This is a genomic window from Robertmurraya sp. DFI.2.37 (assembly GCF_029211245.1).
GTDB classification, from domain to species: Bacteria; Bacillota; Bacilli; order Bacillales; family Cytobacillaceae; genus Robertmurraya; species Robertmurraya methanolica_A.
The window spans coordinates 1-16,163 of record NZ_JARGEJ010000038.1; the positions used below are offsets into that span (position 1 = coordinate 1).

The 16,163-nt window shown below is 37.3% G+C and carries 13 protein-coding genes and 1 riboswitch; all 13 genes read right to left on the minus strand.

Annotation, left to right across the window (positions count from 1 at the left end; translation table 11 throughout):
• Positions 1-119: 119 nt before the first annotated feature.
• The gene (locus tag PZE06_RS17605; RefSeq protein ID WP_150917180.1) at positions 120-1,139 is read right to left on the minus strand and encodes a histidine kinase N-terminal domain-containing protein; all 1,020 of its coding nucleotides are present in this window, start codon (positions 1,137-1,139) and stop codon (positions 120-122) included.
• Positions 1,132-1,704, minus strand: coding sequence for an ANTAR domain-containing response regulator (locus PZE06_RS17610; protein ID WP_150917182.1), 573 nt, complete (start codon positions 1,702-1,704; stop codon positions 1,132-1,134). The genes PZE06_RS17605 and PZE06_RS17610 overlap by 8 nt, the downstream gene beginning before the upstream one ends.
• A gap of 26 nt (positions 1,705-1,730) precedes the next feature.
• Positions 1,731-2,168, minus strand: a complete 438-nt coding sequence (locus PZE06_RS17615; protein WP_095312988.1) for a EutP/PduV family microcompartment system protein — start codon at positions 2,166-2,168, stop codon at positions 1,731-1,733.
• A 9-nt stretch (positions 2,169-2,177) separates the two neighbouring features.
• Positions 2,178-2,522: a BMC domain-containing protein gene (locus PZE06_RS17620; RefSeq protein ID WP_095312990.1), complete on the minus strand. Its 345-nt coding sequence runs from the start codon at positions 2,520-2,522 to the stop codon at positions 2,178-2,180.
• Between the two features lie 216 nt (positions 2,523-2,738).
• Positions 2,739-3,878: a 1-propanol dehydrogenase PduQ gene (locus PZE06_RS17625; RefSeq protein ID WP_150917184.1), complete on the minus strand. Its 1,140-nt coding sequence runs from the start codon at positions 3,876-3,878 to the stop codon at positions 2,739-2,741.
• Positions 3,879-4,407: 529 nt separating this feature from the next.
• Positions 4,408-6,456, minus strand: coding sequence for a methyl-accepting chemotaxis protein (locus PZE06_RS17630; RefSeq protein ID WP_150917186.1), 2,049 nt, complete (start codon positions 6,454-6,456; stop codon positions 4,408-4,410).
• 479 nt (positions 6,457-6,935) lie between these two features.
• Positions 6,936-7,086: riboswitch (adenosylcobalamin (AdoCbl) riboswitch) on the minus strand.
• 197 nt (positions 7,087-7,283) lie between these two features.
• Positions 7,284-8,408: a 3D domain-containing protein gene (locus PZE06_RS17635; RefSeq protein ID WP_095312918.1), complete on the minus strand. Its 1,125-nt coding sequence runs from the start codon at positions 8,406-8,408 to the stop codon at positions 7,284-7,286.
• A gap of 234 nt (positions 8,409-8,642) precedes the next feature.
• Positions 8,643-10,076, minus strand: a complete 1,434-nt coding sequence (locus PZE06_RS17640) for a glycoside hydrolase family 1 protein (protein WP_095312920.1) — start codon at positions 10,074-10,076, stop codon at positions 8,643-8,645.
• Between the two features lie 40 nt (positions 10,077-10,116).
• Positions 10,117-11,028, minus strand: coding sequence for an ROK family protein (locus PZE06_RS17645; RefSeq protein ID WP_095312922.1), 912 nt, complete (start codon positions 11,026-11,028; stop codon positions 10,117-10,119).
• A 73-nt stretch (positions 11,029-11,101) separates the two neighbouring features.
• Entirely contained in the window at positions 11,102-12,118 is a 1,017-nt protein-coding gene (locus tag PZE06_RS17650) for a LacI family DNA-binding transcriptional regulator (RefSeq protein ID WP_095312924.1), read from the minus strand.
• Positions 12,119-12,211: 93 nt separating this feature from the next.
• Positions 12,212-13,060: a carbohydrate ABC transporter permease gene (locus PZE06_RS17655; protein ID WP_150917188.1), complete on the minus strand. Its 849-nt coding sequence runs from the start codon at positions 13,058-13,060 to the stop codon at positions 12,212-12,214.
• Positions 13,053-14,009, minus strand: coding sequence for a carbohydrate ABC transporter permease (locus PZE06_RS17660; RefSeq protein ID WP_095312991.1), 957 nt, complete (start codon positions 14,007-14,009; stop codon positions 13,053-13,055). Before PZE06_RS17660 ends, PZE06_RS17655 begins: the two co-directional genes overlap by 8 nt.
• Before the next feature lie 285 nt (positions 14,010-14,294).
• Entirely contained in the window at positions 14,295-15,581 is a 1,287-nt protein-coding gene (locus PZE06_RS17665; RefSeq protein ID WP_095312993.1) for an ABC transporter substrate-binding protein, read from the minus strand.
• Positions 15,582-16,163 lie beyond the last annotated feature (582 nt).

Below are 16,163 nucleotides of genomic sequence, written 5' to 3' on the forward strand. Positions count from 1 at the left end.
TTAAAGGCTTCCCAATGTTGATGATGATCAAAAAAGATCTCTTTTAGAATATTTCTGTCCATAAATAAAAAATACCACAGCCCTAATGACTGCGGTAGACCTTAAATTTTTATACTTTCTTATCTTTGAACAAAATCGATGACCTCTATTAAATTGATCTCGTCGCTCAATTGTTTCGACAATAATTCGTGTGTTGCCGCAATTGATAGGATTCGATTAAGACTGTCCTTTAAAATTTTTTTTGCCTCTTCACTTTCACTTCTCCTAGACTGCAGCCGAAGCATGGAGGCAATGGTTTGTAAATTATTCTTTATTCGATGATGAATTTCTCGAATTGCTACTGTCTTCATTGAAATTTCAGCATCTTTATCCTTTAACTGAGTAATGTCTTGCAAAATAATCGCTAATTTCCTTTCACCATTAGGTACCATTACTTTTTTCATTAGAAAATAAAAATTTCCGATTTTTATCTCATGCTGAGTGTTATCCGCTTGTAAATATTGTTCAAATGTCATATCAATGAGCCTTAGCTCGTTAAAATGTTTTCCTTCATTTTCATCAGTAAATCCTAGTCCATGAAAAAGGATATCTGCTTTCACATTTTTTGTCAGAAGTTTTCCTCTATGATCAAAAACGAGAATAGCATCATCCAAGTAATCGTTTAAATTTTTTATTAAAATTAATGTGGATGATATATCATGATTGGCCTTATGGTTCATGCTGAAATGCGTAATATTGTAACTTATGTCTCTTTCCATAATTAATGTGCCAATGACCTTTTCACGGTTAAAGATCGGGTAAATATTTTGTGTTATGTAACGTCCTTCTTGAGTTTTCGCTTTAATATTCTTTGACACTTTTCCCGTTTGCAACGTTTGCCACACTCCAGGTTCATTGCCAATTTCAGCCCTTTGCCCAGTAGGAGAGTGTTTATAGATAGATTTTATTCTTGGCTTAACATGATAGACAACGATTGCACCGTCTTTTTGCCGTGAGGGTATGTCGATAAAAATATCGCAGTCTAAAGAATCACCAACTACATCAATAGAATCGGCAACCTCTATTATTTTATTAATATCTTCTTTCGTTAGACTGCTATATTTTTGACATAGAAAGGGTATGTTTGTTTTTCTATTCATACATAATCACAATTGTTCGAGCAATTTCTCCCATTGAACAACGGCGATTCATACTCAATTGCCTCAGCATATGATAAGCTTCATCTTCCGATATTTTTTTATCCTTCATTAGCAAGCCTTTCGCCATATCAACAACTTTTCGATCTTCAAGCTTTTTTGATATTTTCTCATAATCATTGCCTAATTTATTGATTTCTTGACCTCTGGCAATTGCCACCTCAACCGTTGGAATAAACGATTTTTCATCCAATGGCTTTACTAAATATCCTAATGCTCCAACATCTTTGGCCTGCTGAATATAGTCAAGATCATTAAAGGCACTAAGCAGTAAAATACCGCCAGCAAGCTTATCATGTTTAATAATTTTACTAGCTTTTAGCCCATCTAATATAGGCATTTTTATATCGATGATAACTAAATCAGGTTCATAATTTCTGCATACGTCAATTGCTTCAAAGCCATCTGAAGCCTCGCCTACAACATCGAAGCCTGCTTCACATAACAAATCACGAATATCCATTCTTGTAATAGGTTCATCATCGACTATTACAATTTGACTTTTCATATCGCTTCTCCTTAATCAAAAATTATTTAAATGGTTCCTTGCAAATAATCTTTTAATTCTTTCATTCCTTCTTCTAAAGATATGGAAATAGGGAATATCCGATCTGCCCCTGCCAATTTTAAATACTTTTCAGAAAGGAGAATATCCTCTTTACTTTTTGCTAAATCAATTTTTGTAATGATTCCTATTACAGGCTTCGGAAAAACGGAACCAAACGATGGAGGAAAATAGTTATACTCTTCCGTACAATCGTGCACAAGCCCAATAAAATCAGCGTCAGCCGCAGAGACGATTAACGCTTTATAATAAAAGCGATTCTCAATGTACTCTCCTGGGGTATCAATCGCATACTCAAAAGGAACAATAGCCTGTGTCTTTTTGTATTCAATGTTTTCACCATGTAACTTCTGACATAGCGTTGTTTTCCCACTACCTGTTTTGCCTATGAAAATAATCTTTTTCATCATAAAGCATTAAGTCCTTGTGATGGTTGGGATTGAGAATTTTAAAATCTCGGCTAGTCCACTTATGACCTCTTTTAATGCATGTTCAATTGAAGATACATCTCCCGTAATGACAACGGAGCCACTGAAGCGATCGACAAAACCAATCTCAACGTTACCTGATTTTGTCGCAATATCAGCAGCAATAATAGAAGCTTCACTAGGTGTGATCGTTAGAATTCCAATCGCATTCATACTTTGATTATTAAGACCTAACTTTTTTTTCAAATCTGGAGTGGGATTTGCAATAATATGGGCTAAAGTGACTTGTTTCCCAGGAACATATTCCTGTATAACCCTTGCCCTTTCTTCCATGTTCATCCATCCGTTCTTCTATTTGATTTTGTCCAATAAATTAAGTATCTGAAATTCATTGGATTGAAAAAAGGAGCCTTTGAAAAAGTTAAACATAACTTTTTTCAAAAGCCCCTTTGCCCTCGAAGTTTAATCAGCACTACCTTGTGCCTTCTCTAATTATTTTATCAAAGCTGGAAACGTTGTCAATCAAATTTTTGTGAATTATTGATGAATTTATTTAATGGTTTCAATAATTGTTTCTAAATCTTCTATGGATGGAATTTTACAATTCGTTTTCGTACAAGCGTCGACTAATGCCGCTTCACTAATCACTCTTTTCTCTTTAACCACTTGTTCGTAAGTTACACCACATTGCCGAAGTGATGTGGGCATATCGAGCTCTTTTTGCAAATGGCGTATATATTGATTTAGATTCTTGACGCCGATTCTACAATTTGTAGAGGAGAGACCCAGTATTTTTGCTAGTTTTGCATATTTTTTCGCAGCATGACTATAATGATGATTTGAAAAATCCTGTATATCAGCATTAAAATCGATAACAGTTGTTAAGAGGAGCGAATTCATTCTACCATGGGGAATATGAAAATGCGCTCCACTAGCATGGGCAATGCTATGATTAATACCAAGTCCGGCAATATTAAAGGCGATCCCCGCTAAACATGAGGCGTGATGCACTTTCTCCCTTGCTTCAAGATCGTCACCATTTTTATATGCCCTTGGTAAATACTCAAAGATTAATTGAATTGCTTTTTCCGCAAAGGCATCTGAAAAATCAGTAGCATTGATGGAGACATAAGCCTCGATACCATGGGTTAAAACATCCATCCCTGTATCTGCTGTTATAGCAGGAGGAACTGATTTCACTAAATTAGGAGCAAGTATTGCCTCTTGCGGTAATAATGAATCAGAAACAATAGGATATTTCAACTGTTTCTCTTGGTCAGTAATGACAGAAAATGATGTTACTTCTGTCCCTGTACCGCTTGTTGTCGGAATCGCAATTAGCTTTGGCTCTGTTTTTAGAATCGATAGTTTTATCGCGAAATCCTTGATGGCCTTTGCAGCATCAATTGTGGAACCGCCTCCGAAGGCGATAATAACACCAGGGTTTAATTCCTCGATTACCTTCACTCCGGAAACTACGGTCTCGATTGGTGGATCGGGTACGATCTCGCTAAAAACCTCAAAATCATTGTTCCTACCTTTCATACGAGCTAACACTTCATCCAACATCCCAGACTTTTCGATAAAAGGATCTGTGATTAAAAAAATATTTTCATTTGTTAGTTGCTCTAGGCGATCGAGAGCATCGTCTCCCATAAATATTTTCGTTGGTAAATAAAATTCCTTCACTTCTGTCTCTCCTTTCTAATCATCAAATGAAAAACACGCAGGGCATCTTCAAAACGATTCAAGTACAAATGATACCTGCTAGGGCTGAGATTTTTCGCAAATTCCTTCGTCATTCTTCAATAAATAAGACCCTTTCTTGACTTATCCCAAAAGTTTGCTCGGGTCCTCCCTGCTTGTGCTTGAGGTAAATACAATAATGGGAAGTAAACCTTCTTTTCTAAACTTGTTAAACGATATTGTAAGTAGAGCGATTTTGGGCTCATGTTCTGGGAACCAAAGCTTCACACGACTTTCATTATGAGTAAAGAGCAACACCAACATATAACAAAGCCAAACAAAAAAAGAGAAGCCTTACAGAAAGATGAACTCATCTTATCTATAAAGCTTCTCTGCTTTTTTCTACACGTCATTGTGTTCAGTTCAAGATTACTACTAAGATTTATTTTTGTCAAAGCTTATCACAAATTCGTAACGATTCCATCTGCATGTATGTTATCATTGTTGTTTTAAGAAGCTTGTCGCTTTAACATTATACTCGGAATTTGCTTATCGCTTCTTGTAATTCTTGGGCCATGCTGCTTAATACCGAGGCGGAAGCGGTGATATCCTCCATTGAAGCGTTCTGCTCTTCCGATGCTGCCGCTACATTCTGAATATTTTCCGCTGATTGTTTGGCAATATCTGATACCGCTTTAATCTCAGGAACCATATTTTGAGTGCTCGCTTGGACTTCATTCAAAATCGCTGAAACTTCCTTTGAATTATTAACAACATTCACGATCATTTGAACAATTTCTTTAAAAGTGTCTCCTGTTTTATAAACAAGTTCTATGCTATCCTGAACGGATTGTTTATTATCATTCATAGCGGAGACGGTTCTTTCTGTCTCATTTTTTATTTCTTGTATAATGTTGAAAATCTCTTTCGTTGCATCACTCGATTGCTCGGCTAGTTTTTTCACTTCATTTGCAACCACTGAAAAACCTTGGCCATGTTCACCAGCTCTTGCTGCTTCAATTGAAGCATTTAACGCCAGTAAATTGGTTTGCTCCGCAATATTTGAAATCATATCAACGATTTGAGTTACCTGGTTTGATTTTTCTCCCAATCTATCTACACTGCTTGCTGTTTCAGTGGTCGCTTGATGAACAAAGTCGATTTGTTTTAATGTATTGGCGACCACCTCACTCCCCGCATTCGCCTTTTTATTTGTTTCCGTTATTAATTTTGTAATTGTGGCAGTTGCATCCAGGGCCTCCTCAATGACATTTGATATTTCATTCGCCCGATTGGTTGAAATCGTTGTATTTTCAACTTGTTGTTCAGATCCTGTTGCTACATCCTGAACAGCCAACGTAATTTGCTCAGTAGCTTTGCTTGACTCCTCAGCGCTGGCAGATAACTGCTCAGAAGTAGCAGCAACCTGCTGGGACTGTAAACTAACTTTTTGAATAATTTCGGCCAAATTATCTTTCATTCGATTTAAATGCGCTGCCATTTGACCAAACTCATCCTGACTATTCGTCGTTAATGTATAACTCAAATCTCCATCTGCAATTTTTTCGGCCATTCCGTTTACATCGTTTATATTTTTTACAATCCATCTACTATAAAACAGAATAATGACAACTACGAGCGCCACTCCTATTAAACTTACAATCATTAAATTTCTAAATAATGAAGACAAAGAAGCGTATAATTCTTTATCTGGAACGACAAGGCCGATTGTCCAATCTGTAAGCGGTTCTTTTTTAAAAAACAGTGAATAATCTCCTGTCTGATCTTTAAAATGGAGAATTCCATCGTCGTTCTCAACTATTTGATTGCCTAATTTTGCAAGCGCTGTGTTCGGATCGTCTTGTATGTTTACTTGCATTGCCTTTTCAGCTTCAAGATCTGCTATATATGTCCCATTCTTATCTATTAAAAAGGAGTAACCGGTTTCCTCTACTTTCGTATCACGAATCATTTTTTGGATTTCACTTAAATCAATGTCGCCTGTAGCCACTCCCATGAAGTTATCCTGATCATCATAAAATGGAGCACTTGCTGTAACCATTGATACATCAACATTCGTATCTAAATATGGACTTGTAAATACAACACTTTGATCAGTATCCTTGACAATCGTGTACCAATCCTGCGCCGTATAATTGAACGCTGGATCACTGTACTCCTGAGTTGTTTTTATAGAACCCTCTTCCCAATAAGCAAATGCTGAGAAATGCTCAACGTCATTTTTATATTTGAACGGCTCAAAAAATATTCCACCACCGAACGTTGAATCATTTGACGGAATAGCATTTAATAACATTTCTTCATAGGTGTTTAAAGAGTAATCCTTTGGGGATATTTCAACTTGTCTCGCGATTAACTCTGGTATTTTACTATGTGCTACCAAGCTTTTTCCAATTGTCTCTGTAATACTCTCCAGTTGATTATTCATGCGCTCTTCAATTTGCTGCTCCAGTATATTTTTTGAACTGATATAAGAAAAAACAATTATTGCCCCTAATATGAGTAATAATAACGGCAGAATTAATGATAGAGTACGCATTTTCACACTTTTGAATTTCACTATTTTCCCCACTTTCTAAAAGTCATTTCATCTTCTTTAATCGATGTTTCTTTTTAACTTAAAATCATGGAGTTTTCATTAGGCTTGCCAATCCCCTTATATTACCACCTTCTTTTCGGCTGAACTTTGAGTTCTCCAATTGTGATAGACGGTTTAATAGTTTGGCCCCCTATGCACTATTTCGGTCTAAATTTACCATCATATTAAACAGGCAAATAGACCTATGCCTTTTAGTCTGCAACTAAAGGTAAATGATAATTTGCAATTGCGTGAAAATAAAAAAAAGAAGCTTTAATAGAAAGAATTTCTTTCCATAAAGCTTCTTTGCTTTGTTTACACGCCATTGTGCCTAACTCAACTTTACAATAAGGGCCCTTTTTCTGTCAATAATTTGACAGCTGGAAGCATCTTCACTTCATACAAACCACAACATTGTGATTTTAAACAAAAAGGCATAGTGAGGTTCTTTTCACTACGCCGTTAACAAAAAGATCCTACCTCGAGATCATTTTGTTTTTTCTACACGATCTTCAGATAAATGACCTGACTTAAGGCTAAACCTTTCACAGTGGCGGGACCGTGTTGGACTTTCACCAACTTCCTTTACCTGAAACCGTTATATTTTTGTTTATATTTTTATACTAACAAATTCATCCATAAAATTCATCTATAATGATCCGTTTTTCGCAAATCATTCATAAGTTTTTTCCTCCTCCATTTACACCCATACATCATTGCCGCTCCTGGTTGAAAAATGAACAGTTAATCAAACGGTCATATAAACTAAACGACGAGGGCGCTTTTTCTTAAAACGCCCTCGTCGTTTACTAATTTAATATAGAAATTTTAACTACTTTTCGTCCCCATCTTATTGCTTGAGCATCGTTTGGCATTAATACGTCAATTTTATGACCCTTAATGGCACCTCCCGTATCACCTGCGATCGCTTCACCATAGCCTTCCACCCATACTTTGGAACCGAGTGGAATAACAGAAGGGTCTACAGCGATTAATTTCATATTTGGATTCTTTCTAATATTATACCCCATATACGTTAATCCTGTTTTTGAACTTTCATGACTATAGGCAGTAGCGGTGACATACATGGTATTTTTAACGGTGCTATTTTCCTTTGGCGCCCTACTTTTAGCCTGTGTTTTATTTTGATTAACGACATTAGCTGTCTTAACTGCATTTTGACGTTCTTGTTTTAACTTGTTTTGAGCTTGAGTTAATTGTTTTTGAAAAAGTTCCTTCTCTTTTTCCGCGAGATGGATCTCGTTATTCACCGCATCATATTTTGCTTGAACAGCAGCCAATTCTTGTTGTCTTTTCTGCAAACTGTTATCCAAGGTTGTTTGACTAGCAGCTAATTCGGTATATTGTTTTTCCAATTTTTCTTCTTGTTGATCAATCGCTATTTTTTCTTCTTCAATCTTTGCAAGATCCGCTCTCTGTTGTTCTAGCAAATCTTTATCCGCTCCCAGGATCGTCGTAACTGCTGACACCCGTTCAAATAAATCAGTAATACTCTCAGCATTGAGTAGAATGGCTACAATCGCATTCACCTGATCATTATGCTGCAAAGAAACCAGCCGATCTTCCATTACTTCTTTACGGGTATGTACCTTATCCTGAAGCACAATGATTTCTTCTTTTTTATCTTCAATTATTTGTTTCGTTTTATTTATTTTTTCTTCAAGAGCATTGATCGTTTCAGTCGTCTTTACGATTTCCGTCTCGATGGCTTTCAACTCTTTTTGAACATTTTGCAGTTCAGCCGCTATTTCCTGCTTTTCAACTTTTTTTTCATTTATCTTTTCAGCATTTTGCTGAAGTTTGTTTTGACTAGAAGTGATCATTCCTTGACTTGTTTCTGCATTTGCCACAATACTTGTTGAAAATAAAACTACACTTGTTAGAGCGATGGCTCCCCTTTTTAAGGAATGCATAAGACAACCCCTTCCTAATACATTATTTATAACATAGGAGCAGGGGTATTTTGATTACAATTATATTAAAATAGCGATACAAATCGTTGCAAATATTAAATTTGAATGTTTACGACACTTATTCTTGCAAAAAAAGCCCCGCAAAAATTCATACCATTTTCGCGAGGCACCATTTAAATATTAACAATCCATAAAGTTTACTTTAAATCCTTTCGCAAAAGCGCTTTTCAATCATTATAGCTTGCGCCCATTCGTTTCAATCACTTCTTTATACCAAAAAAAACTGTCCTTTTTAATGCGGCGGAGATCGTGTTCCCCTTCTTCATGTTGATTCACATAAACAAAACCATATCGTTTTTGAAAGCCGTTCAACCAGCTTAGAAGATCAGTAAACGACCATGTACAGTAGCCAAGGACATTGACTCCGTCGGAAATAGCTTCCTGAACGGCTTTTATGTGTACTTGCAAGTAATTGATCCGATAATCATCCTTGACGAGACCCTCTTCCAGCTTATCGTATTCACCTAAGCCGTTCTCGCTAATTAAAATTGGCAATTTATAGCGATTGGCAATCCGTCTCAAAGCAATCCTGAGACCAGTCGGATCAATATTCCAGTCCCAATTCGTCCTTTCTAAATGGGCGTTTTTAACTGTTTTAAAAAGGCCGGGTACCCCGGTATCTTGAGAGGAACCTTTTTTTCCGGTTGTATTCAATTTTCCTTCGGCAATACCATCAAGCGGATTCTGTTCAAAAGTTGTCGTTTGATAATAGTTTACTCCCATGAAATCCGGTTTCCCATCCTTGAGTAATTCGAAATCCCCGTCTTCAACAGATGGTGTTAAACCTTTCTCCTCTAAATACTTCCACGCAACTTGTGGATAGGTGCCCCACGCATACACATCCATCCACCAATGGGCATTTAGTTCCTCAGCATTTTCCGCAGAAAGAATATCATCTGGTTTTGAAGAAGCTGGGTAAGAGGGTGAATAGGCAAAGCTCGGCCCGATCTTGCCATTTGGTACATACTTTCGAAATTCTTTAATAGCACTAGCATTTGCTAGATTGGCATGATGATTCACCTGATAAAAAAGCTTTTCATTTTTTACCCCTGGAGGATGCAGAGCTGTTCTATATCCAAAACTAGTAAAAATATTTTGCTCGTTTAGACTCACCCAATACTTTACTCGGTCGCCAAAATGCTCAAATAAAGTAATCGCATAGTTTGTGAAATCCTGAATAATTTCCCGCGATTCCCAACCGCCATATTCATCCTGCAATGCTTGCGGCAAATCCCAATGATAGAGTGTTAATATAGGTTCGATCTTATTTTTAATAAGCTCATCTATTAAGTTACTGTAAAAATACAAGCCTTTTTCATTTATATCCCCTTTACCTTGAGGATAGATTCGTGTCCAAGCAACAGAAAAGCGATACGCTTTTAATCCCATCTCTGCCATGAGACGCACATCTTCTTTATATCGATGGTAATGGTCCACAGCGATATCACCTGTTGTCCCTTTAAACGTTTTTCCGGGAATACGGACGAATTGATCCCAATTGGATGGCCCTTTTCCGTCTTCATCCCATGCTCCCTCTACTTGATAAGCAGCAGATGCCGAACCCCATAAAAATTCATGCGGAAATGGTTTTAGTCTTTCATGTATCAATTTCTAACACCCCCGTGCTTAAATTTTGATCGTTCACATTTTACTGGTTAGAAAGATTCGCTGTTCTTCGCAAAAAATGATATAGAGCTCCAATTAAATTGGAGTCATTTCCAAATCGGCATGGTTCAACGTGAATATCCAAGCACTCATGATTCGGTTTCATAAGTTTTAACTTTTCATTAATTTGCTCAATAAGCCCTTCACGTTTGCTAATCGCACCACCGATTAAAATTTTTTCCGGGTCAATAATATACTGTAAATTATAAATACCTACAGCCAGGCGCTTCATAAATTTCTCTATTTCATCCTGCACTTCCTGATCGCCTTCATCCGCCATCTTAAATATTTTTCGCCCATCAAGAGCAGCAGGTTCCAGGCCTTTTCGCTTCGCAACTTGGATAATCAGCCCTCCTGTTGCAGCTAACGCACTCCACGACTCCCCGATTGGCTGGTTTAAATAATCTTCAAGCAACATGTATCCAAATTCCCCGCCGAACAGGTTTTTACCATGGCGAATTTTTTGATCGAGGACAAGCGCTCCTCCAATGCCAGTGCCGATGATAATGCAAATATAATCCTTAATCCCCTTTGCAGCGCCAATCCACCCTTCAGCTAACCCTGCGCAATTTGCATCATTTTCTAGCTCAACACGGAGCTGTGTCCGTTCTTGAATCATTTCTTTTATATTGGGTCCATGAATATATTCAATGGCTGTAATTCCTTTAATAAAGCCCGAATCCACATCTACTGCTCCAGGCATGCTTAAAGCAATGCCGCTTATTTCATGGTTTTTTTGAAAATTTTTAACCGTGGAATCGATAATATCAAGAAAGGAATCAAGCCCGTCCTTCGGAGTAGCAACAGAAGATTTCTCTAAAAATGCGCCTGTCTCATCCATTAGAGAGTATTTTATTGCAGAACCTCCCACATCAAAAACTGCAAAATAGTCCACCAAAAAACCTCCTATCACCCCATACAAATCTTGTTGTTAATGTATAATTAAAAGGTTTGAAGCTTTGAACCAATTACCAGAAGGTTTTATTCGTGCCGCATGATTCCCTAACGATGAGTTCAGAGTCAGTAAACACAGGCTTTAATTTTGATTGTCCTTCAATCAAATCATTCAACATATAAGCTGATAATTTACCGATTTTCTCTTTATCCTGTTTAACTGTAGTCAGTTTTGGGGCGCTGTATCGGCAAGCAGCAATATCATCACATCCAACAATTCGGATATCTCTTGGTGTTTGAAGATCAGCTTCTTCAATAGCCCTTAACGCACCCAATGCCATTAAGTCGGATGCAGCAAAAATAGCTTCTGGATAATTCTTTAACTTGAGCATGTTCTTCATGGAGACATAACCGCTCTCTTCTTGGAAATCCCCATATTGAATCCATTCCTCATGAACTTCCAGGCCAAACTGATTCATAGCATCGGTGAATCCTTTCAATCTAAGATTGGAAATAACGGATTCACGCATTCCACCAATATAGCCAATTTTTCTAATGGAATTCAAATAGAAATGCTCTACCACTTTTCTCGATAAATTGACATTATCTGTCATGACATAACTTGCTCTTGGTCCGGTTAATTCGATATCAATCCCAATACAAGGAAAACCGCTTTCTGCGAGCTCATATGTCGCACTCTCTACTTCTTCACCAGCAATGATTAAACAGCCGTCCAAATTAAAATGCTTACATCTTGCTAAATAGCTGCCTTGAAAATGTTCATTGGAAAACATTAACAAATCATAACCTAACAGACCAATATTTTTTTTAAAGGTCGAAATAACTTCATTGAAATACGGATGGGTCATATCTACATTGATCTTACCAGCGTAGATAAGACCAATGAGATTTGACTTCTTTGTTGCCAGTGAACGTGCAGAAAAATTTGGTGCATATCCCATTTCAGTAATAACGGTCATGACCTTTTTCTTTGTTTTTTCACTGATTCCGCCATAGTTATTTATCACTTTTGAAACCGTTGAACGTGATACTCCTGCCATTTTTGCAATATCATCTATCGTTAAACTCATTATGTTATCCCTTCTATTTCCATCTAAATTCTCTCTTAATGTTAGATTACAGGGAGTTTGAAAATGAAACAATAGCAGGGTAGGAAAAATTGGTTATTTTACAGACCCTTCCGTAATACTAGATATAAATAAGCGGTTAAACAGCAAGAAAATAACTAGTAATGGAACAGTTGCCCAGAAAACACCAGATAAAATCATGCCAAAATCAATATTATTGGTATTGCTCAACTGAGCCAACGCTACCTGAATCGTATACATTTCTGGATCCCTTAAAATGGTGAACTGCCATAAGAATTCTCCCCAAACAGCAGTGAAAACGATAATTCCTAAAGTAGCAAATGCCGGTAAGATAATCGGCAAGACAATGCGCCAGTAAATTTTAAAATTGGAGCACCCATCCAATTTCGCCGCTTCAATTAATTCATCTGGAACACCCTCAGCTATATATTGCCTCATGAGAAAAATTCCTAAAGGATTTAAAAAGAATAGAATCATTACTCCTGGTAATGTATCCAAAAGACCCGCATTAGAAATTAAGAAATATTGCGGAATGAGCCCTAGCTGCGGAGGGATAATCATCGTAACTAAAATTGCTACAAAAAGAGCATTTTTGCCTGGGAATTTAAACTTGGCAAACGCAAAACCAGCTAATGAACTAATGAATAGAACGACAATGGTCACCACAGCACAGAGAATAAAAGAATTCCACATTCCGCCAAAGAAGTCAATTTGATTCAGCACCTTTTTAAAGTTTTCAACCATCATATTTCCCGGTGTAAGAGTTGGTGGAATCGAGTTATAAGCGGCGCTCGGCCTTGTCGCCATCACAAACATCCAATAAAAAGGAAATAGCGAAACAAGGGCAGCGAGCGTTAAAAATAAATAGACGAATATTCGGCCGATGGAGAATTTTTTACGTCTTTGATTGTGTTGTTTACTCATCTGCCCCACCTCTCTTTTTCCTTCCAAATCCTTGTGTTAACTTAAGATTGAAAACAGCAAACACGGTGATGATGACCAATAAAATAATGGCGGTTGCTGACGCAGTACCAAAGGACTGCAATCGAAATGCATCTCGATATAAGTACATAACAATCGTCATTGCTTCGTCCCTTGTAAAGGCATCCCTACCTAAAAACACAGTTGGCTCAGAGAATAATTGCATTGCTCCGACCGTTGAAGTAAATACCGTTAAGATGATAAAAGGCTTTAGCATTGGGATCGTAATATAAAAAAGTTGCTGAAATTTATTGGCTCCATCAACTGTCGCTGCCTCGTATAAATCATTGGGAATGCTTTGAATTCCCGCCAGATAGATAATCGTGTTATACCCGACCCAGCGCCAGAAAACCATAATTGAAATGGCAATTTTTGTTCCCCATTCCGATGCTTTCCATGCGATTGGATCAAGTCCAAAGAAGTTGGTCAACACGAAATTGGCCAAGGAGGATTCATGATTACTGAACAGCACACTAAAAATGAGCGCGACCGCAACCATTGAAGTTAGATAAGGCATAAAAATGGTGACACGGAAAAAACTTTTAAACTTAAGAAAAGCCATATTCAATAAATAAGCGAGGACTAGACCAACCACTAATTGCGGAGCAGTGCCCAGTATCCCCATGATAATCGTATTGTAAACCGACTTCCAAAATAGGGGATCCGTTAATACGGTTTGAAAATTAGCCAACCCGTTAAATGTCATTGGACTTAAACCGTTCCATTTCTGGAAGGCCAAGAAAATGCTAAAAAGGGCCGGATATAGACCAATAAGTGTAAAAATAATGAAGAAAGGCGCTATATATAAATATCCAGAAATCATGTCCTTTTTCTCTTCTGACCTGTATTTCTTTCTTTTAAATATAGTTGCTTTCTTACTAATCGAGTTCATTTTCACGCCTCTTTTCTCTTCGCTGTTTTCGTAATGAATATCGTTTTTTGTAAACGTCCGACTTTTTTCTATGATAGAAAGCAAACATTTACACCTGCATATTATTTAGGTACGGCACTTTTCGCCGCCTCGATGCTAGAGCAACCATTACGAAAAAAGCCTTTCTATTTCAACATAGGACAGTCCTTCCAGTTGTGAAGTTGTCAATGTAAAGATGGTCGGCTTACGTCTCAAGCTTTTTTCAAAGGCTTGCATCTGTAAGCCGACCGCTATCATTCTAGTAAATTATCGATTTAATAAATCTTGAGCGCGCTTCACAGCAGCTTCCCATTCTTTTTCTGGATCTGCTCCTTCATTTTGAACGTTCTTAAGAGCATTCAAAATTTCGTTATGAATCGGGAAGTACTTTTCACCTTTATATGGAATGCCTGCAATGTCTTGTGCAGCTTCAGCAAATACAGGCGCTGTTGCTTGCCCGCCGAAAAATTCATCTGCATTTGACTTGAATTCGTCCATATCATATACCGATTGGGCCGATGGGAATAATCCATGGCTTTGGAATGACTTTAATTGATTTTCCGGTGAAACAAGCCATTCAATAAAGTCATAAGCTGCTTGTGCATGTTTCGTTTCCTTTGGAACAGCAATATAAGAGCCACCCCAGTTTGCAGCAAATTCAGTTGGCAATGTCGCAACATTCCACTTCCCAGCAGCATCAGGGGCATTTCCTTCCATCCAACCTTTTAACCAGCCTGCACCAAGCTCTGCCGCAAACTCACCATTATTAACCGCGTTAGCCCACTCCGGACTCCACATTTCAAATTTTCCTACAATTCCGAGATCATTTAAACGAACCGCATAGTCGTATGCTTTTTTAACCTCACTGTCAGCTCCTAAATTCAATTCATTATCAGGAGTTAAATACGCTGTTCCTGCAGCATCTAAGTACGCTCTGAACGCCATTTCGATACTATCAACAAAGGGCTTTCCAGTTTTTTCTTTCACCTGTAAACCGGCTTTCTCGAATTCTTCTGGAGAATTAATGAGAGTAGCTACCTCTTCTGGATCAGTTGGCAAACCGGCTTCTTCAAATAAATCGGTACGATAGTACAATGCTTTCGGTCCAATATCTGTTGGCAAACCAAATAAGAAGTCACCTTCCGTATTTTCTCCACTCTTCCATTTCCAATCCAAATACTGATCCTTCACATCGTTTGCGCCGAGATCATATAAATTCTCGAATCGATCTTGAGCAACCTTAAAACGGTCAAATTGATCAATCTCTAGCATCGCAATATCTGGTGCGCCACTTCCAGCCGATAATGCAGTAAACAATGCATCATGATGATCGGCTGTTTCAGATGATTTTACTTTAATTTTTATGTTCGTATTTTCCTTCTCATATTCCTTTGCCAATTCTTCATACCCAGTCGCACCAAAAGTCCAGAAATCCAACGTAATTTCTTCATCACTATCCTTAGGATCACTTGTTGCATCCTTATTGTTTCCGCTACAAGCTGCTAGAGACAGCGCCAGCAGTGACGAGATTCCAAATATGGCCATTTTCTTCATACTTTTCAAGTTTATGCCCCCTTAAACAATTTAATATTTTTATAGTTTTTATCCTGTAAAGATTTGTTAAAGAAATGAACACCTCCAATATAAAACCATCACATTTTAGGAAACCGGTTTCGTAAAAGACCAAAACTCAACAAGTAATCGCTTACATTTCCATAATAATGGCATATTATTTAAAAATCAACCCTTAAAATTAAATAAATTAACATAAATTATTTGAAAATAAACAATTCAACATCTTTAAATCTCTTAATTACCTTGATAATCATCATTTTTAAAAAGATTTTTTACATTTTTTTATTATTTTAGAAACCGGTTTCCTTGTTATCCCAAAAGAAGCCTCTCACCTAATTAATTACCTGCGAGAAGCCCCTCGATTTACTTTATTGACTTACTCCCTAAGAGAAGTTTGCTGACATTATTCTTTAACTCTAAAAGTGTCCTTGCTTCTAAACCAGTTTTTGAATCGTATGTAATTCTTCATCACTAATTTCGATTACTTCTTCAAACATCTCCACCGATACCCGTGATATCGATGCTATCTCAACGATTATTGAAGAAGAGGACTTGTCAAAC